The organism is Bacillus sp. AFS017336 (assembly GCF_002555445.1).
Taxonomy (GTDB): Bacteria; Bacillota; Bacilli; order Bacillales; family Bacillaceae_G; genus Gottfriedia.
The window spans coordinates 70,080-94,495 of record NZ_NUCO01000006.1 but is presented as its reverse complement, the minus strand read 5'-3'; the positions used below and the strand labels follow the sequence as shown (position 1 = coordinate 94,495).

At 34.6% G+C, this 24,416-nt stretch carries 23 protein-coding genes and 1 riboswitch; of the genes, 17 read left to right on the top strand and 6 right to left on the bottom strand.

The genetic code is table 11. The features are described 5' to 3' along the window. Nucleotides 1-13 precede the first annotated feature (13 nt). The 3 genes from CN601_RS02610 to CN601_RS02600 are packed head-to-tail and all read left to right on the top strand — an operon-like array spanning nt 14 to nt 4,402. Nucleotides 14-1,048 (top strand): Gfo/Idh/MocA family protein, encoded by a 1,035-nt coding sequence (locus tag CN601_RS02610; protein ID WP_098169966.1) that lies wholly within the window; start codon nt 14-16, stop codon nt 1,046-1,048. Next, nucleotides 1,045-3,267: a glycoside hydrolase family 65 protein gene (locus tag CN601_RS02605; protein WP_098169937.1), complete on the top strand. Its 2,223-nt coding sequence runs from the start codon at nt 1,045-1,047 to the stop codon at nt 3,265-3,267. Before CN601_RS02610 ends, CN601_RS02605 begins: the two co-directional genes overlap by 4 nt. A gap of 13 nt (nt 3,268-3,280) precedes the next feature. Next, on the top strand, nt 3,281-4,402 hold the full coding sequence (locus CN601_RS02600; RefSeq protein WP_098169936.1) for a glycerate kinase: 1,122 nt from the start codon (nt 3,281-3,283) through the stop codon (nt 4,400-4,402). A 171-nt stretch (nt 4,403-4,573) separates the two neighbouring features. Here the strand turns inward: CN601_RS02600 and CN601_RS02595 are convergent, their stop codons facing one another. The 3 genes from CN601_RS02595 to CN601_RS02585 all read right to left on the bottom strand — a co-directional run bounded on the left by CN601_RS02595 (nt 4,574) and on the right by CN601_RS02585 (nt 6,837). Further along, nucleotides 4,574-5,029: an NUDIX domain-containing protein gene (locus tag CN601_RS02595; protein ID WP_098169935.1), complete on the bottom strand. Its 456-nt coding sequence runs from the start codon at nt 5,027-5,029 to the stop codon at nt 4,574-4,576. Nucleotide 5,030: 1 nt separating this feature from the next. Then, a complete protein-coding gene (locus CN601_RS02590) occupies nt 5,031-5,489 on the bottom strand; it encodes a putative iron-sulfur cluster-binding metallochaperone (protein ID WP_098169934.1) in 459 nt (152 codons plus the stop codon). A gap of 154 nt (nt 5,490-5,643) precedes the next feature. Then, nucleotides 5,644-6,837 (bottom strand): chromate transporter, encoded by a 1,194-nt coding sequence (locus tag CN601_RS02585; protein WP_098169933.1) that lies wholly within the window; start codon nt 6,835-6,837, stop codon nt 5,644-5,646. Between the two features lie 160 nt (nt 6,838-6,997). On the opposite strand from CN601_RS02585, the gene CN601_RS02580 reads away from it, so the two are divergent. The 9 genes from CN601_RS02580 to CN601_RS02540 all read left to right on the top strand — a co-directional run bounded on the left by CN601_RS02580 (nt 6,998) and on the right by CN601_RS02540 (nt 14,415). Further along, nucleotides 6,998-8,335, top strand: coding sequence for a D-serine ammonia-lyase (locus CN601_RS02580; RefSeq protein WP_098169932.1), 1,338 nt, complete (start codon nt 6,998-7,000; stop codon nt 8,333-8,335). 303 nt (nt 8,336-8,638) lie between these two features. Further along, nucleotides 8,639-10,114 (top strand): aminotransferase class V-fold PLP-dependent enzyme, encoded by a 1,476-nt coding sequence (locus tag CN601_RS02575; protein ID WP_098169931.1) that lies wholly within the window; start codon nt 8,639-8,641, stop codon nt 10,112-10,114. A 238-nt stretch (nt 10,115-10,352) separates the two neighbouring features. Further along, nucleotides 10,353-10,613, top strand: coding sequence for a metal-sensitive transcriptional regulator (locus CN601_RS02570; protein ID WP_098169930.1), 261 nt, complete (start codon nt 10,353-10,355; stop codon nt 10,611-10,613). A gap of 126 nt (nt 10,614-10,739) precedes the next feature. Next, nucleotides 10,740-11,216, top strand: a complete 477-nt coding sequence (locus CN601_RS02565) for a DsrE/DsrF/DrsH-like family protein (RefSeq protein WP_098121747.1) — start codon at nt 10,740-10,742, stop codon at nt 11,214-11,216. 22 nt (nt 11,217-11,238) lie between these two features. Next, complete coding sequence (locus CN601_RS02560) at nt 11,239-11,535, top strand: rhodanese-like domain-containing protein (protein ID WP_098169929.1); 297 nt, start codon at nt 11,239-11,241, stop codon at nt 11,533-11,535. A 54-nt stretch (nt 11,536-11,589) separates the two neighbouring features. After that, the gene (locus CN601_RS02555) at nt 11,590-12,162 is read left to right on the top strand and encodes a sulfurtransferase TusA family protein (RefSeq protein WP_098169928.1); all 573 of its coding nucleotides are present in this window, start codon (nt 11,590-11,592) and stop codon (nt 12,160-12,162) included. Between the two features lie 41 nt (nt 12,163-12,203). Then, complete coding sequence (locus CN601_RS02550) at nt 12,204-13,331, top strand: MBL fold metallo-hydrolase (protein ID WP_098169927.1); 1,128 nt, start codon at nt 12,204-12,206, stop codon at nt 13,329-13,331. A 25-nt stretch (nt 13,332-13,356) separates the two neighbouring features. Beyond that, entirely contained in the window at nt 13,357-13,584 is a 228-nt protein-coding gene (locus CN601_RS02545; RefSeq protein ID WP_098121743.1) for a sulfurtransferase TusA family protein, read from the top strand. Between the two features lie 39 nt (nt 13,585-13,623). Beyond that, nucleotides 13,624-14,415 (top strand): sulfite exporter TauE/SafE family protein, encoded by a 792-nt coding sequence (locus CN601_RS02540; protein WP_098121742.1) that lies wholly within the window; start codon nt 13,624-13,626, stop codon nt 14,413-14,415. Nucleotides 14,416-14,661: 246 nt separating this feature from the next. Here the strand turns inward: CN601_RS02540 and CN601_RS02535 are convergent, their stop codons facing one another. Further along, the gene (locus CN601_RS02535; protein WP_098121741.1) at nt 14,662-14,787 is read right to left on the bottom strand and encodes a GapA-binding peptide SR1P; all 126 of its coding nucleotides are present in this window, start codon (nt 14,785-14,787) and stop codon (nt 14,662-14,664) included. A gap of 338 nt (nt 14,788-15,125) precedes the next feature. Further along, nucleotides 15,126-15,243, top strand: a riboswitch (SAM riboswitch). A gap of 169 nt (nt 15,244-15,412) precedes the next feature. On the opposite strand from CN601_RS02535, the gene CN601_RS02530 reads away from it, so the two are divergent. From CN601_RS02530 to CN601_RS02515, 4 genes are read left to right on the top strand one after another with little or no spacing between them, the layout of a single operon-like run. Further along, nucleotides 15,413-16,429: a methionine ABC transporter ATP-binding protein gene (locus tag CN601_RS02530; protein WP_098169926.1), complete on the top strand. Its 1,017-nt coding sequence runs from the start codon at nt 15,413-15,415 to the stop codon at nt 16,427-16,429. Continuing rightward, a complete protein-coding gene (locus tag CN601_RS02525; RefSeq protein WP_098121739.1) occupies nt 16,419-17,087 on the top strand; it encodes a methionine ABC transporter permease in 669 nt (222 codons plus the stop codon). The genes CN601_RS02530 and CN601_RS02525 overlap by 11 nt, the downstream gene beginning before the upstream one ends. Continuing rightward, a complete protein-coding gene (locus tag CN601_RS02520) occupies nt 17,084-17,929 on the top strand; it encodes a MetQ/NlpA family ABC transporter substrate-binding protein (RefSeq protein WP_098169925.1) in 846 nt (281 codons plus the stop codon). Before CN601_RS02525 ends, CN601_RS02520 begins: the two co-directional genes overlap by 4 nt. Before the next feature lie 55 nt (nt 17,930-17,984). After that, the gene (locus tag CN601_RS02515) at nt 17,985-19,175 is read left to right on the top strand and encodes a M20 family metallopeptidase (protein WP_098169924.1); all 1,191 of its coding nucleotides are present in this window, start codon (nt 17,985-17,987) and stop codon (nt 19,173-19,175) included. A 109-nt stretch (nt 19,176-19,284) separates the two neighbouring features. On the opposite strand, the gene iadA is transcribed toward CN601_RS02515, so the two are convergent. Together iadA and CN601_RS02505 are read right to left on the bottom strand one after the other, a co-directional pair. Beyond that, nucleotides 19,285-20,457: a beta-aspartyl-peptidase gene (gene iadA, locus CN601_RS02510; protein WP_098169923.1), complete on the bottom strand. Its 1,173-nt coding sequence runs from the start codon at nt 20,455-20,457 to the stop codon at nt 19,285-19,287. A 28-nt stretch (nt 20,458-20,485) separates the two neighbouring features. After that, nucleotides 20,486-21,907 carry a YfcC family protein gene (locus CN601_RS02505; RefSeq protein WP_098169922.1) on the bottom strand — a complete coding sequence of 474 codons (1,422 nt, stop codon included), beginning with the start codon at nt 21,905-21,907 and terminating at the stop codon, nt 20,486-20,488. Nucleotides 21,908-22,178: 271 nt separating this feature from the next. On the opposite strand from CN601_RS02505, the gene CN601_RS02500 reads away from it, so the two are divergent. After that, nucleotides 22,179-24,227 carry a sigma-54 interaction domain-containing protein gene (locus CN601_RS02500; protein WP_098169921.1) on the top strand — a complete coding sequence of 683 codons (2,049 nt, stop codon included), beginning with the start codon at nt 22,179-22,181 and terminating at the stop codon, nt 24,225-24,227. Nucleotides 24,228-24,416: the final 189 nt, after the last annotated feature.

Genomic DNA, 24,416 nt, shown 5'->3' with positions numbered 1-24,416 from the left:
GGGGAGCATTGTGATTAAAAAAAAGGTAGCTATTATCGGTGGGGGACAAGTAGCTGAAAAAGTTCACGTTGCTTACTATCAAACTAGAGCCGAAATAGAAATAGTTGCTGTTGTTGGTATAAATGAAGAAGCACTTAAAAGCTTTGCAGAACGTAATCATATTCCAAACTATTATACTAATGCAGTTGAAATGTACGAGAGAGAAAGACCGGATATCGTTAGCGTTTGCACACCTAATAAATTTCATTTCGAAAATGTCATGTTAGCATTAGAAAATAATTGCGATGTTTTTTGTGAAAAACCACCAGCAATTTTAGCTGAAGATGCTAGAAAGATGCATGAAACTGCTTTAACAAAAGGACTTGTACTTGCATATGATTTTCACCACCGTTTTGCCGATGATGTAACGATTTTAAAAGAAAAAATTGATCAAGGTATACTAGGTGATGTTTATTTTGTAAAAGTAAAAGCTTTAAGAAGAAATGGCATTCCAGGTTGGGGTACTTTCACAAATAAAGAAATCCAAGGTGGAGGTCCCCTAATCGACTTAGGTATTCATATGCTTGATGCGGCACTATATGTTTTGGATTACCCAAAAGTTAAAAAAGTTACTACAAAAATGTTTAAGAAGATTGGTCATAAGAAAAATGAAGGTGCATTTGGCAAATGGGATCCTTCAAAATTTGAAGTAGAAGATTCTTTATTTTCACATATTGAATTAGAGAATGGCTGTTTAATTCAATTAGAAACATCTTTTGCATTAAATATAAAAGAAAAATCAGAAATGAATGTAGAACTTTGTGGAGATGAGGCTGGTGCTTTGATGTTTCCAGCGGAAATTTATACAGATGAAAAAGGAGAGCTTGTATCCCTTTTAAAGAGAGAAGAAGCTGATCCCGACCGTCATACAAAAAGTATGGCAGCCTTTGTTAATCGCTGCTTAGGACAGAATGTTATGTTAGCAGATGGTAAACAAGGATATGCGATTCAACGACTTGTAGAAGCGATCTATCAATCAGCCAAAAAAGGTGAGAGTGTATCTTTATGAATGAAGTAAATGTAATGAATGAAAACCAATTTGACTTACAATATATAAATAAGTATGCAACGATCATGGCATTAGGAAATGGATATTTAGGTTTACGTGCAAGCCATGAAGAGTATTATGCTGAACAAACTCGTGGCATGTATGTAGCAGGAATATATAATAAATCTACGCCAAATGATGTGACAGAGCTAGTAAATTTACCAGATTTAGTCGGTATGAAAATTGAAATTAATGACGAAATTTTTTCTGTCCTTTCAGGGGAAATCGTTTCTTTTAATCGTAATTTAAATATGCAAAAAGGTGAACTAATTAGAGAAATCGTATGGAAAAACAAAGATGGTAACCGTTTTTGTTTAAAATTTCATCGATTTGTATCAAAAGATAACTTACATTTACTTGCATCTAAAATGAATGTAATCAGTTTAGACTGCGATGCAACGATTAAAGTAACAACTGGTATTGATGCGCAAACGTCTAATTTCGGAAAGCAACATTTAGTAGAAGAAAACATACGCGTGATTGATAAAAAAATATTGCATGCTGTCTATAAAACGACTGAAAGTAATCACATGATTGCTTTAGCAACATCATGTAATACACCTGATACAAGTGATGTTTCATTTGTGGCTAAAAATCGTCAGCTTATGGCTATTATAAAACAAGATTTAATCGTCGATCAGCCATTCGAATTGGAAAAAATTAGTTCGGTTTATACTTCAATTGATAAGTCAGAACAAGATCCCGCACAGGCTAGTATTCAAACAGTTCAAGAAATTATATCAGCGGGATACGGTAGTCTAATAGAAGCTTCATCTATTAAGTGGAACGAATTTTGGAAAATGAAGCGTGTAATCATTTCTTCAAAAGACGAGACTGATCAAATTGCATTAGATTTTTCTCTATATCATATGGAAATGATGACACCTTCACATGACGAACGTTTTAGTGTTGGCGCAAAAGGTTTAACAGGTGAAGGATATAAAGGACATGTTTTCTGGGATACGGAAATTTTTATTGCACCTTTTCATTTATTCACTGAACCAGAAGTAGCTAGAAAACTATTGACGTATCGATATCTTCATATAAAAGAAGCAAAAGAAAAAGCTGCTAAAAATGGTTATGCTGGTGCTCTGTTCCCTTGGGAAAGTGCGTTTACTGGCATGGAAGAAACTCCAGAATATGCTGCTATTAATATATTAACTGGTAAACGACAAAAGGTTGCCTCGGCTTTAGCTGAGCATCATATTGTAGCTGACATTGCTTATGCGGTATGTCAATACTATGAAAATACATTTGATGAAGTATTTATGGAGTGTGTTGGGCTAGAGCTACTAAAGGAAACAGCACGTTTTTGGATTAGTCGCACGACGGATGAAAATGGAGTACTCTCTATTAAAGATGTAATTGGACCAGATGAATATACAGAACATATTAACAACAATGCTTATACAAATTACATGGCTAATTATAATGTACAGCAAGCATTAAAATATATGGAGAAGTATAATAAAATTGATGAGGTATTATTTGAAAGTGGAAAGGATTTTCTAAAAAGAATTTATTTACCACAAGCAAACGAAGATAAAATTATTCCTCAAGATGATACATTCTTAACGAAACCAGAGATTGATTTATCGAAGTATAAACAAAAACAAGGTAGTCAGGCTATACTTCTTGATTATTCCCGTCAAGAAGTGAATGAGATGCAGATTTTAAAACAGGCTGATGTAGTGATGTTACTATATTTATTCCCTACTTTATTTGAAGCAGATGTAGTGAAAAAGAATTTGCAATATTACGAGGAACATACAATCCACGATTCATCGCTTAGTAAAGCAATACATGCAATCGTTGCTGCAAGATGTGGAGATGTAGAGAATGCTTACCGATTTTTCCAAGAAGCTTGCCTAATCGATTTAGGGTCAAATCCGAAGTCATCAGATGAAGGAATACATGCAGCATCTCTAGGTGCCAATTGGTTAGCAATGATCTTTGGTTTTGCAAACATTACGATGGAAACGAATAAGTTAAAGATCAATCCAAACTTACCTGAAAACTGGGACAAACTGTCATTCCCGTTCCACTTTCAAGGTACAAATCTTGAAATTACGATTACACATGAATCCGTAACTGTGACAAAGCAATCTGGTACGGAAATTGAAATCCAAATTAATGGTGAAGTATTTCACTTGAAGAATCAAATTTCCACATTACTTTAATGGAGGAGAGCAAATGAAAGTTGTAATCTTACCTGATTCTTTTAAAGAAAGCTTGGATGCAATGAATGTAGCCAAAGCCATTCATAACGGCTTTCAAACAGTTTTTCCGAATGCAGAGTATCACTTATTACCTCTAGCGGACGGAGGAGAGGGTACTGTTCAAGCTTTAATCGCTTCAAATGGCGGCACAATTGAAACGATTACTGTAACTGGCCCTCTTAATGAAAAGGTTCGAGCTAAAATTGCATTTTCAAAAGATCATAAAACAGCGTTTATTGAAATGGCTGAAGCATGCGGTTTACATCTTGTACCAGTTGAAAAACGCAATCCATTACAAACAACGTCATTTGGTGTTGGTGAATTAATCTTATATGCAATTGAGCGTGGAGCTTCTGAGCTTATTATTGGTGTTGGAGGAAGTTCAACAAATGATGGTGGGATTGGTATGGCAACCGCATTAGGTTATCAATTCTTTGATCAAAACGGTGAAGAAGTTGAAAATAATGGTGAAGCGTTACTAAAAGTAGCATCAATAAGTGATCAAAACAAATCACCGCTTTTAGACAAAGTGAACATCACAATTGCCGCAGATGTTATTAATCCATTGACTGGTAAAAACGGAGCAACCTATATTTTTGGTTCACAAAAAGGACTTTTAGCTAATCAATTAGCTGAATTAGATGAAGCAATGGGACGTTTCTATCAGATTGCCGAACAATTTCTTTTTAAAAACGTATCAGAAATACCTGGTAGTGGAGCAGGTGGAGGCATGGGTGCAGGTCTAATGCTATTCGCAAATGCTACCATAAAAAAAGGCATTGAACTTGTTCTTGAACAATTAAATGTAGTAGAAGTATGTAAGGATGCAGACATCGTAATTGTAGGTGAAGGCAGAATGGACGGCCAAACTGTATTTGGTAAAGCCCCGGTCGGAGCGGCTGCTTGTGCGCCCCCAAATGCGAAAGTAATTGCAATTTGTGGTAGCATTGGTAATGGAATAGAGGAACTGTATAACCATGGAATCGATGCTATTTTTCCTACGATCCCTGCTATCATGCCGATTGAAGACGTTATGAAAAATGCCTTTGAAAATATCGAAAGAACGGCAAAGAATATTGCTGTGCTATTAAAGTAATTGAAGTAAAAAAGCAGAAAAAACTTTAAAGAGTTTTTCTGCTTTTATTTTTATTTTAGGCTCTGTTAAACTAAAATGTTGATTTGTGTTTACTAATAGAGGCTGTTTGGTGAGAACAGTCTTTTTAATGCTTAAGCAACTAACTCATGCTTTAGTTTAATAAAAAACATGCTATTTTTTTAATTGAGTTTTTAATTCTACTAATTTATTTTTGATAAAAGGATCAATATTCTCAGGTAATTCATTTAAAGCAAAAAATTCTGCTTCAATTCCTTGATTCTGGTCAGGTGATATTTCTCCCTCATAATCTGAACATAAATAACCGATCGCTATAGTTTGGTATTCAACTCCACTTTCTTCTACTCGATTTATTAATTCCTTGCCTGAATAGACACCAAATAAAGTTAACTTGTTAATTGTTAGTCCAATATCACGAAGGATATTACGTTTTAGACATTCTTCAACCGACTCATTTAACTGTAAAATATCACCTGGAATACTCCAAGTTCCACCTATGTATCGATAAAGTAAAATCTCTCCGATCTGGTTTAGAATCGCTACACTTGGTCGCACAATAATTAAAGGATCATTACCAATCTTTTCTCTCATAGCATCACAATAATTCATATTAACCTCCAATTTGAGTAATAAACTTCGTAACGTTTGCTAAACAACAACTACCTTGAGGATTATTGATATCACAACCACATCGATTTGCTTTAATGTTTTCTCGAATGTGTTCAATTGGATTCTGCTTATCTTCTTTTGTAACGAACTGTTGAATCTTTTCTTTTGTCCAATCAAAGCAGTAGCAAACAGGCGCTTCAAGTGAAATTTCTTTTTGGAAAACAGGAACTTTTATTTCGGATTTAGTATATGAATTCTTCTCCGAATCATAATATACCACTTCACAGTCAGCAGTTGAACAAAAAAAATGGTCTAATTCTGCATTAAGTAACTCCAAGGATGATGGCTTTAACATTGATTTTAGAGTAATCGTTTTTATCTTTTTACCAACTACTCCACAATTCGAACAGGAATGAACCTCTTTTGGTAAAGAATCATTTACTTTACAACAATCGCTCATGATTTTTCTCTCCTTGAGAATCGATTTTATATCAAAATTATACCATTCCTTATTGCACTAATCTGCCATTTAGTCGTATAAGGAAATCAACAATTTACTTTAAAAGCGCATTTATTTTAAGTTTTTAGCAATCATATATGAATCATCAACTACTTTAGAATCTAGATAAAATTTCTCCACAAATAGCTCCGACAACTACTATAATCCAGGGTGGCAATTTCATAAACACCAACATACTAAACAGTACAGCCACAATCACAAAATCATAAATGGATAACACTGAGCTAATCCATATTGGGTTACAAAAAGCTGAGATTAAAATCCCGACTACTGCAGCGTTTACGCCTAATAAAGCTCGCCTTAAATTTGAATTGCGACGCATACTTGACCAAAAAGGTAGCGTACCGAAAATAAGTAGGAATGCAGGTAAAAAGATGGCAATCGTTGCGATTAATCCTCCTTGCCAACCCTTCATAATAGTTCCTAAATAGGCTGCAAACGTAAATAATGGTCCAGGTACAGCCTGTGTCACGCCATATCCCGCCAAAAAGGTTTCTTTGCTTAGCCACCCTGTTGGGACGAACTCACGTTCAAGTAAAGGAAGAACGACATGGCCTCCTCCAAATACCATGGATCCAGCCCTATAAAAACTGTCAAATAATGATATCCATTTAGATGTTGTAAAAGAATTAATTAAAGGTAATACGGCCAATAAAATAAAAAATAGAGCTAGACAAATTACGGAAAACCTTTTTGAGATATTAGTAACAAGCGTAGTTTTATCACTGTTTTCATTATCTTGAAATAGGAAATATCCGAGTATTGAAGAAATTAAAATGACTGATATTTGAGTTGAAGTTGATTGCCAAATTAATGTAGCTATCATTGCAAATAACGCAATTGCTTTCCTTTTTAAATCAGGAGTTAAGTTCTTGATCATGCCCAAAATAGCTTGTGCGACAATCGGGACAGCAACCAACTTTAAACCGTGGATTAATCCAGAATTGTTTAGATTGAAGCCGTGTAGAAATAATGCGAATAAAATAAGTACGATTACAGAAGGCAATGTAAATCCAATAAATGAAACGATTCCGCCCAATATTCCTGCACGTAATACATCGATACCAATTCCAACTTGGCTACTAGCCGGCCCTGGTAAAAACTGTGATAGTGCTACTAAGTCTGCATAGCTTTTATCGTCAATCCAATTTCTTTTTCTTACATATTCTTTATGGAAATAACCTAAATGAGCAATAGGTCCTCCAAACGAAGTTAAGCCTAGTTTAGTAGAAACAATCAATAATTCTAGTAAAACATTTAACTTCTTATTTTTAAGGTTAAGATTCATATTTTCCTCCAGTTGCAATTACTTATAAATAGTATAGTTTCATTCATCTTCTAAACCAATGAAGTTTCATAGACTTTTACATAAGATTTACATTAAGGGCAGGAAGGGCATGATATCTGTTAAACTACAAATAAAATGATTAAAGTTAGGTGGAAAATAGATGGAGAAAATAAATATACAGACATATAAAAAAATGTATCCTATGCTAGAGCAACTGATTAATTTAGACGAATATTTTTGGCTAAATCCTAAACTTGTGGAGTTTCAATCAGCGATAAAAAACTCACCTCTTACTCAAGATGACGTTAAGGACGCAGATGAGCGATTAAAACGCTTTGCCCCATATATTTCAAAGGTTTTTCCAGAAACTCAAGTCACAAATGGGATGATTGAATCTCCTTTAGTACAAATCCCGTCCATGAAACAATCATTAGAGAAAAATTACCACCAATCTATATCTGGAGAACTATTATTAAAATGTGATAGTCATTTACCGATATCTGGTTCTATAAAAGCAAGAGGTGGCATTTATGAAATCTTAAAGCATGCCGAAGACTTAGCTTTTGAGCATGAGTTATTAACGCGAGAAGATGATTATTCGATTTTAGCAAGCGACAAATTTAAAGAATTCTACTCACAATATTCAATCGCGGTCGGTTCTACAGGGAATCTAGGACTAAGTATCGGGATTATTAGCGCAAAGTTAGGTTTTAGAGTAACAGTACATATGTCAGCAGATGCAAAGCAATGGAAAAAGGATTTGCTTAGAAGTAAAAACGTTCATGTTGTTGAGTACGAAGCGGATTATAGTAAGGCAGTAGAGGAAGGGCGAAAACAGGCGGAAGCAGACCCTACATGTTATTTTGTGGACGATGAAAATTCACATGATTTATTTCTAGGGTATGCAGTAGCAGCCTCACGTTTGAAAAAGCAATTAGAGGAAATGGATATTACAGTTGATGAAAATAATCCTTTATTTGTTTATTTACCTTGTGGTGTAGGAGGAGGACCTGGTGGTGTTGCATTTGGATTGAAATTATTATTCGAAGATAATGTTCATTGCTTCTTTGCCGAGCCAACTCATTCTCCTTGTATGTTACTTGGATTAATGACTGGACTAAATGAAAAAGTTTCTGTACAAGATTTTGGAATTGATAATATAACAGCAGCTGACGGACTAGCAGTTGGTAGACCATCTGGATTTGTTGGAAAAGTGATGGGACCACTTTTAAGCGGTAGCTATACATTCAGTGATGAAAAACTATATTCGATGTTAGCCGATCTAGCTGATACTGAAAATATTTATTTAGAACCATCAGCACTAGCTGGTATGATCGGCCCAATAAAGTTATTTAAAGAAGGTAGTAAATATTTACTAAAAAATAATTTGTTAGCAAAAATGGAGAATAGTACTCATATTATTTGGGGTACGGGTGGCAGTATGGTACCGGAAAAAATGATGAAAGAGTACTATCAAAAAGGCTCACTTTTTAAATAAAATGTATAGTGTTAAATTTTTTTAATGTTATAAAAGTAAAAAAATTCTTTTAATGCAGAATAATTTGACATATATTTGTATATGTAAATAAGTTTTCTATTTAGATTTTGACGCAAGATATTTTCTTTTTAATTGCTATGTTAAAAATGGATGATAAAAGCCATTCCGTAATGCACGGATGGCTTCAATTTCAAAAAAAATAATACCCCATTGGGTATTGGAATACTTGGTATTATCGTAATCCTTTTAACAAAGCTTTTAAATTAAAAAGCACAAACTATATTCTCATTAGGAGCGATAAAATTGAATTTAGAAAAGTATTTTTCACAATTTAGAAAAGAAATTATTGGAAATGAAAGACTATTTTTATCACCATTTGGTGAGCAAAAAATCATCTACTTAGATTGGGCCGCTAGCGGTAGATTATATCAACCAATTGAAGAAAAACTAGTTTCAACATTTGGGCCGTATGTTGCAAATACACATACTGAATCGAATATAACAGGAAGTACGATGACGAATTGCTACCACGAAGCATTAAAGATCATCAAGGAGCATGTAAATGCAAGCGCTTCCGATACAATCATTACTGATGGTTCAGGAATGACGGGCGTAATGAATAAATTTCAACGTATTTTAGGGCTAAAAATTCATGAGAATTTTCATTTCCGTTTAAGTTTACCTGAAGAAGAAAGACCGGTTGTATTTATCACAAGCATGGAGCATCATAGCAATCATACCTCATGGTTAGAAACAATTTGTGATGTAGAAATTATACCTAATTGTGCCAATCATGTAGTCGATTTAGAATTTTTAAGAGAACGACTTGAGTTTTATAAAAATAAGCGAAAATTAATTGGATCATTTAGTGCTTGCTCGAATGTATCTGGTTTAATTACACCTTATCATCAACTAGCTAGATTAATGCATGAGTACAATGGTGTTTGTTTTGTTGACTTCTCAGCTTCAGCGCCATATGTTGACATTGATATGCATCCTAGTGATTCAATGGAAAAACTTGATGCAATTTTGTTTTCACCACACAAGTTTTTAGGAGGACCTGGCAGTAGCGGAGTTTTAATTTTTGACTCTTCTTTATATCAAAATAAAATTCCAGATCACCCAGGTGGAGGAACAGTTGAATGGACGAACCCATGGGGTGAGAAAAAATATATTAATAATATTCGCGAAAGAGAAGATGGAGGGACTCCAGGATTTCTTCAAACAATCAGAACAGCTCTTGCTATAAAAGTAAAAGATGCAATGGGCACAACGAATATATTAAATCGAGAAGAAGAACTAGCACAAATCGTATTAGCTGAGCTAAGAACAATTGAAAATGTTGTGTTACTTGAAGATTCAATGAATCACAGTTTAGGCTTTTATTCTTTTTACTTAAAGGATATTCATCATAATTTAGTTGTTAGATTATTAAATGATCGTTTCGGAATCCAAGTACGCGGTGGTTGTTCATGTGCGGGAACTTATGGACATATGCTACTAAACATCACAAGAGAAATGTCTAAGTCAATTACAGATGAAATCGACAATGGAAATATTAGTGTGAAGCCAGGTTGGATTCGTATGAGCGTGCATCCAACGACAACGAATGAAGAAGTATTAATTTTTACTAGTGCTTTAAAAGACCTAATTGAAAATATTGTTGAATGGTCAAAAGACTATATTTATTTAAAAGAAAAAAATGACTTTATTCATAAAGACGAAGCAGTTATGGAAGTGGGCACTTATTTTGAGATGGAAATGGCAGTGAAATCTTAAAAACCTAAAGTATTGATAACTTTATAAAAGATCACTCCGGTGTGATCTTTTTTACTGATAGAGTTTCATGTAGTTTTCAATATAGTAAAGATTTACGAAAAAATTGCCGTTAGATAACCAAACTTGTTTAAATTTAATTGATTGACAATATACCCTATGGGGTATATATTACGTATAAGAATATTCCACATATATTCTTTGTTAAATTTATTTAGTACGATTAGTTAGGGGTGATTTAATGAAATATAATGATCCAGTAAAAAATAGAATAAGGCGAGTAGAGGGACAGCTTCGTGGCATTTTAAAAATGATGGAAGAAGATAAAGATTGTAAAGAAGTCATAACTCAATTATCAGCAGTTAAATCAGCTTTGGATCGTACGATTGGTGTAATAGTAAGCTCGAACTTAGTTGATTGCGTCCGAAATGCGAGTGAAAATGGGCAAGATGCTGAAGATTTAGTGAAAGAAGCTGTAAATCTTCTTGTAAAAAGTAGATAAAATACGAATTGGCACCGTTTTTTATTTTTATATCATATACCCATAGGGGTAATAGTATATATAAGATATATTTTTTTGTTTTGTTATATACCCCAGTGGGTATAAAGAACGATAAGGAGAAAGAATATGACAACGAAGAAAACAAATATCATTCTATTTAGTGGAGATTACGATAAAGCGATGGCAGCTTACATTATTGCGAATGGAGCAGCAGCTTTTGATCACGAAGTAACTATTTTTCATACATTTTGGGGACTAAATGCTCTACGTAAAGATGAGCATGTAGCAACGAAAAAAGGTTTTATTGAAAAAATGTTTGGAAAGATGATGCCTAGAGGCGCAAATAAAATGGGACTTTCTAAAATGAATTTTGCCGGGTTTGGGCCCAAAATGATTAAGGATATTATTAAAAAGCATAATGCACTACCATTGCCGCAACTAATTGAGATGGCACAAGAGCAAGAAATCAATTTAGTTGCTTGTACAATGACAATGGATTTACTAGGACTTCATTCAGAAGAATTATTAGATAATATTGAGTATGCAGGTGTAGCAGCTTACATTGGTGAAGCCGAGGAAGGTAAAGTTAACTTATTTATTTAATTCAAAAGGAGACTCGATAAACATGAAAGAAATAACTTCGATTGAACTTGAGAATCATTTAAAAACGGGGAAAGAAGTAAAGATCATTGACGTTCGCGAAGTAGATGAAGTTGCTGCGGGTAAGATTCCAGAGGCAATGCATATACCGCTTGGATTAATTGAATTTCGATTACACGAATTAGATAAATCAAAAGAATATATCATGGTCTGTCGCTCTGGAGCTAGAAGTGGTCGTGCAACGGATTTCTTACAATCTCATGGTTATAATGCAAAAAATATGATAGGCGGCATGCTTTCTTGGGAAGGAAGCGTAGAATAATTTTTTTGAACAAATAGATACCCCTGATGGTATTTAATGTACGGAGGACTGAAAATGGAATTCATAAAATCAAACGTAAAATTAGATGCTAAAGGCTTAGCATGTCCAATGCCGATTGTGAAGACAAGAAAGGCAATGAAGGAATTAGAAAATGGGCAAGTAATCGAGGTTCAAGCAACTGATCGAGGATCAAAAGCAGACATTAAAGCTTGGGCGGAAAGTACTGGAAATCAGTATTTAGGAACAATCGAAAACGGAGAAGTATTGTTACATTATTTAAGAAAATCTTCGGATGAAAATACGGTTGAGAAAAAGTTTGAAAACATCATATCAAATGATGAACTAAACAAAAAAATACAAAGCGAAGATACTCTCATTTTAGATGTAAGAGAAGAAGCGGAATTCGTATTTAACCACATCCCAAATGCTGTATCGATTCCTTTAGGTGAATTAGAAAATCGTTTGACTGAGTTAAATAAAGATAGCGAAATATATATTGTTTGCAGGACTGGAAACCGTAGTGATCTTGCAGCTCAAATGCTTGCTTCAAATGGTTTTACTAACGTATATAATGTTTTACCTGGAATGAACGAGTGGTCTGGAGAAACAGTTAGCATTAGAGGATAAATATTTTTTTAGTAAAAATTATACGGTAGGGGGTATAAATGATGACAGTCACTTCAATGTCTGCAGAAGAGATTACAAAAAAAATAGTGAATAAAGATGAGCTATTTATATTAGATGTTCGAAATACTGACGACTACAATGACTGGAAAATTGAAGGTTTAAATTTTGAACATTTAAATATACCTTATTTTGATTTGCTTGATGGGGTTGAGGATATTTTGCATAATATCCCGTCAAATAAAGAAGTTTTAGTAGTGTGTGCGAAAGAAGGATCTTCAATTATGATCGCGGAGATGCTTTCAGACGAGGGGCTAGATGTAGCATATCTTGCAGGTGGAATGAAAGAGTGGAGCGAGTATTTAGAGCCAGTAAAAATTGCAGAGTTAAATAACGGCGGAGAACTATACCAATTTGTGAGAATCGGTAAAGGATGTTTATCTTACATGATTATTTCAAATGGAGAAGCTGCTATTATCGATTCAACTCGAATGACAGATATATACATCAATTTTGCAAACAAAAAGAACGCTAAAATTACACATGTATTAGATACTCATCTTCATGCAGACCATATTTCTGGTGGAAGAAAAATTGCTGAGTTAACTGACGCAACATACTGGTTATCTTCAAAAGATGCATCAGGCGTAACTTTTGAATATAGTCCATTAGAAGATGGAAATAAAATAATGATTGGTGAGTCATCAATTAGTATTGAGGCTTTATATTCACCAGGCCATACAATCGGTTCAACATCATTTGTAGTTGACGACAGCTTTCTTCTTTCCGGTGATATTTTATTTATCGATTCAATTGGAAGACCTGATCTAGCTGGGATGGCGGAAGATTGGGTAGGGGATCTGCGTGAGACACTTTATAAAAAATATCGAAACTTATCAACAGAATTAATCGTACTCCCTTCACACTTCATGGTAATCGGCGAATTAAATGAAGACGGTAGCGTTTATAAAAAACTTGGCTATTTATTTGCTGAGAATCATGGCTTGAACATTGAAGATGAGAACGAATTTAGAAAAACAGTTACCGAGAATTTACCACCACAACCAAACTCGTATCAAGAAATTCGTGAAATGAATATGGGAAAAATAGATTTAGATGAAGAAACACAAAGAGGAATGGAAATTGGTCCAAATCGATGTGCGGTAAGATAAGTAAAAAAACAAGGAGGAAACTAAAATGGAATCTACAAAATTACTAGATGCAAAAGGCTTAGCATGCCCAATCCCAATTGTAAAAACAAGAAAGGCAATTGCAGAAATTGGTGTAGGTGACGTACTAGAAATTCACGTCACAGATAAAGGGGCTAAAAATGATCTAGCAGCTTGGGCTAAATCAGGTGGTCATGAATTACTAGAATATGTAGAAGAAAATAATGTATTAAAATTTTGGATCAAAAAAGGATAAATTAATCGATTCATAGTTTCAATTATAGGGGGTCTTCAATTGGACTGGACCTTAATTTTAGTACTGTTTTTAGTTGGCTTTATTGGTTCTTTCATCTCAGGCATGGTAGGGATAGGCGGAGCGATTATAAACTATCCAATGTTATTATTTGTACCTCCATTATTAGGATTTGCATCTTTCACTTCACATCAAGTTTCGGGGATCAGTGCCGTGCAAGTAGTATTTGCAACTTTAGGTGGAGTATTAAGCTATCGTAAAAGTGGTTATTTAAATAAAAAAGTTATATTAAGTATGGGAATAAGTGTACTAATCGGAAGTTTTCTTGGAGGATTCGGTTCAAATCTACTTTCAGAGCATGGGATTAATCTTGTTTACGGTATTTTAGCAATGGTTGCGGTCATTTTAATGTTCATTCCTAGAAAAGAGATTGAAATAGCAGAAAGTGGTCAAATCTCAATCAATATATGGCTTGCGGCAGGTTTAGCATTTGTCGTTGGTACTAGTGCTGGAATAGTCGGAGCAGGCGGAGCATTTCTTTTAGTACCAATCATGCTAACAATCTTAAAAATACCAACACGAATTACAATTGCTTCTTCGTTAGCAATTACATTCATTTCTTCAATAGGTGTTACAATCGGTAAAGTCTCTACCGGCCAAGTTACAATTTTGCCTACTATTATCGTAGTAATTGCAAGTCTAATTGCTTCACCATTAGGAGCAAAAATAGGCAAAAAAACAAAAACGCAGGTTTTACGAGGAATTTTAGCAGTGTTAATCGGATTTACTGCTTTGAAAATATGGTTTACGATTATTAAAACATGGATTACTTGAATAGGGATTTAGTTTAAAAAGCAGCAAAACTTTTATGAGAGTTTTGCTGTTTTTTTCTCCCTTTTTTATGTAATTAACAAGATAACTATCGAATACGAACAACCAAGAGTTAAAATTAGGATGTGAGGTATTAAATACTAATGTTCGTAAAATATAAAGAAAAAAGGATCTTCATTTTTTTAATGAAGATCCCATTTGCATTAAAGTCTTTATAACAAAATTTATCTATTTTTTTAGTGTATTAAATTATTTTAAAGTTGAAGTACTTTCTTCTGTTTTGCAATGTTCGCATGTTGAATAGATTTTTACTATTTTTTTATACTCCGCGTACTCAATAGTTTCTTCACATTCTTTACAGATTAAAATTTGCATGAGAAACACCTCCTACACCCACTATAGCACGTTCAATTCGTTATTTCTCCAGGGACTTTACCTACCCTGTGGACGGAAAATGTCCATGGGGAGAAAGCGTTGAATTAGCAAGGTTTCTTAACAAAAATCGAATCAAAATATTTTTTTCACGGTATTAAAAAATAGATAAAAAAACTATATGGAAATATGTTTTTGGCAAGCATATGCTAATTAATGCAAACAGAAAAAATTACTATTTTTAACCAAAATTTCTCAAAAAAATTTAAGAATACTACTTGACGTATTAAAAAAAGAGGGATAATATTAACTCAATAATTTTAAAACTTAATAATTTCTATTACTTATCCAGAGAGGTGGAGGGACTGGCCCTACGATACCTCGGCAACGGGTTTGTTGTTTCGTAACAAATACCGTGCTAATTCCTGCAAATCGTTTAAGCGATTTGAAAGATAAGAAGTAAAGTGGCTTATATATTTAACCCCTCTTCTTATCTGTGTTATTGGATAAGGAGAGGGGTTTTTTGATAGTTTACAAGCGAAAAAAGGGGGAAATACACATACAAAACCTAGTTTGCACATAAGAATACTTTGGTTTTTATAAGATTACTAGCACTGGAGGAATAAGTTTGATTGAGATAAAAAACGTCTCCAAGGTTTATCCTGGAAGGCCACCAATTAAAGCTCTAAATAATATTAATATGAAAATTGAGAAGGGGGAGATTTATGGAATCATTGGCTTTTCGGGAGCGGGAAAAAGTACATTGATTCGTTGTTTAAATAGGCTTGAAGAACCAACAGAAGGATCAGTTCTGATTGATGGTTTGGACTTGATGGCTTTGAACGATGAACAGTTACGGAAGACGCGTAGAAAAATTGGCGTTATATTCCAGCACTTTAATCTACTTTCAGCGAAAACGGTTTTTGATAATATAGCCATGCCACTTTACCTTGAAGGAAAGAAGAAAAGTGATGTTCAAAAAAAGGTAATGGAATTAATTGAATTTGTTGGTCTTTCGGGGAAACAAGATGTTTATCCAGGGCATTTATCGGGAGGACAAAAGCAAAGAGTGGGAATAGCAAGGGCATTAGTAACAGACCCGGACGTTCTGCTTTGCGATGAGGCAACATCAGCATTGGACCCTGAAACAACGAAGAATGTACTGGAGCTTTTAAGGAAGGTAAATAAATCTTATAATCTTACTATTTTCCTAATCACGCATGAAATGAGTGTCATTCGTGATTTATGTGACAAAGTAGCCGTCATTGAGAATGGAGAAATTGTTGAAGAAGGCCATGTGTACGATGTTTTTACGAGTCCACAAAAAAGCATTACAAAGAATTTCGTTAACACTGTATTACACCATGAGGTACCTCCTAAGTTATCGAACTCATTGGCAAAGGGAAAATATTATCAATTAGTCTTTTTAGGAGAAAAGGCTGCCAATCCTCTATTATCAGAGGTCCTTAAAAAGTTCGATATTCACCTAAACATTCTTTATGGATCTATTACAGAGCTGCAGGAAAGACCGTATGGGAATTTGCTTGTTGCACTAGATGGAGCAGAAGAAGAGAGTAAAAAAGCTATTAAATATATTTTGGAAAAAGGAATAGATGTAAAGGAGGTTGAGTTAAATGGAGCTTAATTGGGAATTCTTTTGGCCACAGTTTCTGCAAGCATGCAATGAAACATTTCTGACAGTACTCGGTTCATTTATTTTTGGAACAATTATAGGCTTGCCATTAGGTATTATCCTAGTTGTAACAAGGCCGGGACATATAATGGCAAACAGACCCGTATTTACGGTGTTAAATACTATTATCAATATTTTGCGGTCTGTGCCATTTATCATTTTACTAGTTGCCATTATTCCGTTTACTAGATTAATAACTGGAACATCAATTGGTGTAGTTGCGGCAATTGTTCCTCTATCAATTTTCGTTGGACCTTATTTGGCAAGATTGATTGAGAACTCAATGCTAGAAGTAGATAAGGGAGTGCTGGAAACAGCCTATGCAATGGGAGCTACAAAGTTTCAAATTATTACTAAGTTTATTTTACCTGAGGCGATCCCATCGTTAATTCTGTCATTTACAACAGCAACGATTGGACTAATTGGTTCAACCGCAGCAGCGGGTGCTGTTGGGGCTGGTGGTTTAGGTGACTTAGCGATTACATATGGTTATCAACGATTTGAAACAATCGTTATTATCATTACTGTTGTATTGCTGGTATTTATTGTTCAAATCATTCAAAGCTTAGGAAATACGTGGTCAAGATATGTGAGGAGGAAAAGAGGATGAAAAAGTTTTTTAGTATTTTAGCAGTATTATTATTAACCGTTTCGGTATTAGCAGCGTGTGGTTCTAAAGAATCATCAGGTAATGGAAACAAAACAATTAAGATTGGAATAAACGGTGATGACGGTGAACTTTGGAGAATTGTCCAAAAACAAGTAAAAAATGATGGCATTAAGTTGAAAATCATTTCTTTTTCAGATTATGTACAGCCAAACACAGCACTTAACGATGGTAGTCTTGATTTAAATGCTTTTCAAACAATCACATACATGAACCAATTTAAAAAGGATCACAATTTAGATATTTCTGCGATTGGTTCGACTGTTATTGCCCCAATGGGAATTTATTCTCATAAATATAAAAATCTAAATGATATCCCAGATGGTGCAACGATTACCATTCCAAATGACGTAACGAATGCAGGGCGTGCACTTAAACTATTACAATCTTCAAAGTTAATTAGTTTAGTAGATAATTTTGACCCTAAAGGAAGTATTGAACAAATTAAAGAGAATCCTAAGCATCTAAAAATCAAACCGATTGCTGCAGGTCAAACAGCAAGATCATTAGATGATGTAGGAGCGGCTATCATTAACAATGGTTTTGCTGTTCAAGCCGGATTAGATCCTGCAAAAGACCCGCTTTATAAAGAAGATCCAAATGATAAAGCTGCTATGCCATATATTAATGTCATTGCATCGCGTACAAAGAATAAAAACGATAAGGAGTATTTAAAAATTGTGAAGGCATACCAATCAAAAGAAGTTCATGATTACATTATTAAGCGTGACAAAGGTGCGACGGTTCCGGTTGTCGTTACGATTGGGAAAATTAAAAATTTATAAGATCGTATTTTGAACTTCATTTCTTATATAAGAGAGCAAAGGGGAGAATAATGACATGACAGTTAAAACTGAAACGCATAGAGACCAAATTGTGAAAAGTATTGAGGAATTGAAGGAAATATACATTCAAATTAGTCATCAAATACATGAGAAACCTGAAATAGGCAATCAAGAGTTTTTTGCTTCCGAAACACACACTAAAACATTAGTAGAAGCTGGTTTTGACGTAACGCGTAATATTGCCGGACATGAAACAGGCTTTGTAGCACGAAAAAAATCGTCTAAGCAAGGCCCAACGATTGCCTTTTTAGCAGAATACGATGCACTGCCTGGTCTTGGTCATGCATGTGGACATAATATTATTGGGACTACGAGTGTGGCTGCAGGTATCGCCCTTGCCGAAGTAATCTCTGAAACTGGAGGAGAGGTCGTCATATTTGGAACTCCTGCAGAAGAGGGAGGACCCAATGGAAGTGCAAAAGGTAGTTTCGTAAAAAACGGATTATTAGAAGGTGTTGATGCAGCTCTTATGATTCACCCAAGTGGTAAAACAGGATTAACAAGCCCATCTCTTGCAGTAGATCCATTGGACTTCCACTTTTATGGTAGAGCGGCCCATGCGGCTGGTTCCCCAGAACATGGAATTAATGCACTAGATGCCGTAATCCAATTATTCAATGGAATAAATGCCCTTCGTCAGCAACTTACTAGTGATGTACGAATACACGGAATTATCACTCACGGAGGCGATGCGCCTAATATTATTCCAGAATATGCTTCAGCGAGATTTTTCATCCGTGATAGTACATGGAAGACTACGGAAGAAGTTTCAACTAAGATTCGTAATATTGCCGAAGGAGCGGCACTTGCAACTGGTAGCACTGTGAAAATTGAGAGATTCCAAAATGAAGTCCACGACTTTATTATCAATCAATCACTTGATCATATCGTAGGTGAAGAATTAGCTTTATTAGGAGAAACAATCAGTGGCAAAAACGGAGGAATTGGATCGACTGACGCTGGTAATGTCAGCCATGTAGTTCCGACTTCCCACGCATATATAAAAATTGGACCTGATGATTTAGTAGCTCATACGAACGAATTCCGTGAAGCTGCTAGGTCGTTACAAGGTGATCAGGCTCTAATCAAGGGGGCAAAAGCATTGGCATTAACGGGCTATCGATTAATTACCGATAAAAACCTTTTAGAAAAAGTTCAAACTGAATTTCAGCAAACTGAAAAATAGTTAAATTAAACAGTCAGAAAGATGGTGGGAATCCATTTTTCTGACGTTTTTATTTTTGATAACTTATTCGATTTATATTTTTAAGTAATGGTTTTTGTGAATTTTCTTCTTACTCAAATGTTCCTTTAACGATCGGAATTCCTTTATCTAACATAATTTTGCCATTTGCAATAACAGTCTCAATCTCCAAATTATCTTGTTGTAATAATACAAGATCTGCATCCTTACCTACTTGTAAACAGCCTTTTTGAGGCAGCTTTAGCACTTGTGCAGGATTGGATGTGATCACTTGAATAGCTGTTTCTAATGGGATTGCTTCCTCTAATATTGCATCTTTTACTTCTTGGAAAAGAGAGGACATCTTTCCGACTTGAAGGCCAAGATACTCACCATTTTTATCGAAATAAGGGAGACTTGCCTGAGCATCAGATGAAAAGGTAATATTCCCAATAGGTACACCTTGATCAAGCATCAATCGTAATGCTTTGCTACACTTGACCTCACCTTCCTCTAAAAACTGAGGGATTGTACTCGTTGTAAAATCGACATATCCACCTCTTAGAGCGTATTGAATTCCTGCCTCAAATAACTCTTCATTACGATTAATATGTGTAGGATGGAAATGACGCATTGGGATGTTTGTATTATCTATTATTTCATGTAATAGAGAAAGTTTATCTGATCCATCGCCCACATGAATTTCCAATACTCCAGCCTTACCAGACAAAATCCCACCATTTCGTGCAGCAGTAGCGATTTTTACCAATTCTTCAAATGTGGGCTCAGAAGAACGGTGATCTGAAATAGCGATCTCACCGACACCAATTATTTTATCAATTAATATGATGTCATCTTCAATTTTACTTGTTAATGTTTTTACGGGGACATGATAAGAACCTGTTTGAATATAACATGTAATTCCTTCTTCCTCTAAACCTCTTGCCTTTGCAAGAAGACTTTCCATTCTTCTTGTTGTTCCATCTGTACCAAGTAAGCCAACTAAAGTAGTGACACCTGCAGTAGTAGCAGAAGTTAACATGAGTTCTGGCGTGCGTGTTTTGAAGCCGCCTTCACCCCCACCACCGATAATATGAACATGTGAATCAATAAAACCTGGTACTACAATATTGTTGGTAGCATCTATTATGTTGCAATTGTATGATTCTGGAGGAAGTGGAATATGATCCCCTATTAAGATAATTTTTCCGCCCGCAATAAGTATGTCTTTGCGACCAATCGAATGTGGTGTGTATACTTGACCGTTTTTTATTAAAGTTAACAACTTGTGATCCTCCTAATATTGTAATATTTTAAAATGGACCGTAGTGAATATAGTGAGCGACCAGTACTGCTATTAATCCAATCAAATATTGAAGAAATACTAATGGGAAAATCCATTTAGCCCATTTAGTCCACGGAATCCCTGCAATTGCCAGTCCTGCCATTAATGTACCTGCTGTTGGGAAAATGATGTTTCCGATTCCATCTGCAAAGGAGAAAGATAAGACAGCGGTTTGACGTGTTATGTCTAATAGGTCAGCTAACGGTGCCATAATTGGCATTGTTAACATTGCATGTCCACTCCCAGACGCTAATATAAAGTGGATGGCAGTTTGGAAATTATACATTCCAATAACACTTAAGTAAGAGGGGATATGCTTAATTCCTTCTGAAACCTCATGAAGCATTGGGTCAACGATATGACCTTGGTTTAAAACTACTACTATTGCACGCGATACGCCAATAATGAGTGCACCGGTTATTAATGAAGCGGAACCTTGAGTGAATGATTTAACGAGATGATCAATAGATAATTTTCCAATGATTCCAATTACAACAGTTAGAATGATAAACAACGCAGCAATTTCTGTAATATACCATTGATACTTTATTACGCCAAAAGCTAGAACGATATAATTGATAAGAAAAGCCATAAAAATTAGTTTATGTCTTGAAGTGAGTTTTTCTTTAGATGTTAAAAACACATTTGTTTGCTCCGATGAGTACTTGCCATAAATTCCTATGGTAGGATTTTTCAATACCTTCATTGCATAACGGTAAACGAATAGGACGGAAACAAGATAAACAATCACAAATAATATTAGTCGAAAGCCAATTCCTGAAAAGGTTGGTAGTTCAGCTATCCCTTGTGCAATTCCAACTGTGAAAGGATTCATTATTGCTGTTGTAAAACCTGAAGATGCACCAACTAATACAATTGCCGTTCCTGTAATTGTGTCAAAACCTAACGCGAGTGCTAGTGGAATTAATAATGGAATATAGGCTAATGTTTCTTCAGCCATCCCCATTAAAGAACCTCCTATAGCAAAGAAAAACATCATAATCGGGATTAACAGCTTTTCACGAGAAGCTAACTTTTTAGCCATTGTCGATATTAATACTTCAACTGTTCCGGTAGCATTTAATACTCCAAAAAATCCGCCGATAATTAAGATAAAAAAGATGATATTTGCGGCTTCTACCATTCCTAAATGAATTGCTTTTGTCATTTCGAAAAAACTAACTGGAGTTGATTTAATCCATTTAAACGAATTTGGATCTACTGTAGTATGTCCAGCACGATCAATTCGTGCATATTCACCTGCTGGTAAAAAATGAGTAAGGATTGTCGCGACTGCTAAAATGATAAGTAATAATGCAAAAACATTTGTTGTTCTTTCTTTTTTAGCTATAGTTTTAGGTATCATTTCCTGTGATTGTAGTTGATTCATCTATTTTCTCCTTTTAATAGAATAGAAACAGTTTATAAATCCCTTCGTTTTTAATAAGAAAATATGAAACTAATAAAGCGATCCCCTTTCCTCCTTAATAGAATCCAATTTATTAAAATGACGACTACTCTCTTATATTAAGCAAATAGTGTGCCAAATTTAAAAAGGCTATTTTTAAGATGGTCTAATCTGATTACGGGTTTGTTTGGGTGTTTTTGGTTCTTTTAGTGTTATAATAAACCCAATTACTTAGGATAAGGCATGGTGTTGTATTGTGAAAATGTCTCTAACATTAATAACAGGAAGTGTAAAAACAAAGCAGGCATTGTATAGTCAACTTTCACATTTGTTAGGAGACTATTTATCAATAAAAAGTTATTCAATTGAAGAAGGGTTTGATTATGAATTAAAGGATGATATTATCCTTTATTCATCAAATGAAGCGAAAATAGAGTCAGAAAAAATGGCTCGTATTCATGCGAAGAATGTAATGGTTGGGAAAAGAACGCCTAATCATGAAAACTTAGACAAGCTCTTAAGGATTACTAGAGAAACAAAAGTACTAGTAGTTAATGATGATTATAATTCTACAATTGAGCTGATACAGTCTTTGTATCAATTGGGTATTAATCACTTGGACTATTTTCCGTACAAATTAGATCAAGTCTATTATCCTGACATAAATATAGCTATTTCCCCGGGTGAAACTCACCTATGTCCACATCATATAAATGAAGTCATTGATATTGGCGTACGTCTTTTTGATATGACGACGATCTTGCAAATTGTTGAATACTGTCATCTGGATAAAGCAATTGCTTCCTTAATTTCAGAGAAATACATCCGAAATATTATTGAATTGCAAAGAAAGCTCATACTTGCAGAGCATGAAACCAAAAAAGTAAATGAACATATTCAAAATGTCGTTGATGCAGTTGATGATGGTATTTTAGCAATTGATAAATTTCGTACGATTACAGTGTTTAATGATCGATTAGCGGCACTTTATCAAATAACAACTGAAAACGCTGTAGGGAAAAAGATTGATCAAATCATTTCGCAGCAAATAATTAAAGAATTTATTTTAAATGGAGAAGAAGAAAGTAAGTTTTTTACAATAAATAACGTTGATATTGTAATCTATCGATTTTTTATTAAAGAAGAAGATAGGGTTGTAGCGACGTTTAAAAGTGTAAATCAAGCAGTCGAAATTGAAAAAACAGCACAAAGAGAGTTTAGAAACCAAGGATTTTATGCTAGATATGATTTTGATGATATTATCGGTGAACATCAGTCGATTGTTAAATGCAAGGCAATCGCGAAAAAGCTTGCAGTTGCTGAACATCCCATCCTAATTCAAGGTGAAACAGGGACGGGAAAAGAACTTTTTGCACATTCGATCCATCAACACTCACTTAGAAAGAATGGACCATTTTTGGCAGTAAATTGTAGTGCGTTTACCGAGAGCTTACTAGAGAGCGAATTGTTTGGCTATGAAGAAGGGACGTTCACAGGGGCTAAAAAGGGTGGGAAAAAAGGCCTTTTTGAAATGGCAGATGGAGGCACTATTTTCTTAGATGAAATAGGAGATATTAGTTTAAACGTTCAGTCACATTTATTACGGGTTCTACAAGAACAGGAAATTCGTAGAATAGGTGGTATGAAAATTATTCCGATTAATGTTCGAGTGATTGCAGCAACGAATAAGAACATTCAACAAAAAATATCAGAAGGTGCATTTCGTACGGACTTGTTTTACCGACTGAACGTTTTAAGCCTTTTTATTCCTCCATTGCGACTAAGAAGAAGTGATATACCAATATTAACAAAGCATTTTATAACGAAAAGTGGTAAGTGGATCCCGATGCAGAATGATGTATTAGAAGATTTAATGCTACGTGATTGGTTTGGTAATATTCGAGAATTAAAAGGTATGATCGATTATATGCTGACGGTATGTGATGGACATATTATTAGTAAGAACGATTTTCCACATTATATTCTTTCAGATTTCAACGAATCATCTGATCTAGAAACTAATGTATTTAAATTGCCGACTAGTATGCTTGAATTAAAAGAACATATTATTATTTTAAAAGCAATAAAACAGTGTAATGATTCAGGTAAATCTGCAAGCCGAGAATTTATTTCAAATAGTAGTAAAAAATCTGGCACATTTTTAACAACTCAACAAATTAGGCTTCGTTTAGATCACTTGGAATCAATTGGGTTTATAACAAAAGGTAGAGGTAGAGCAGGTACAAAAATCACTACAGATGGTGTAGATTACTTGCAGCATCTTATGTCAAAATCGATTTAATCCGAACAAAATAGAGAAAGTTAATTTACACGGAAATGCCCTAAAAAAGTTATTTTTAGGGCATTTCTAATTTACTAGTAGTTTTCATTTTCCAGGCTACTTCATATAATCGTAAGCAGAACTTTACGATAAATTAACTTAGAGAGTGTAAACTAATTGTAAAGAAGAAAGTTTTTTCTGATTTATTTG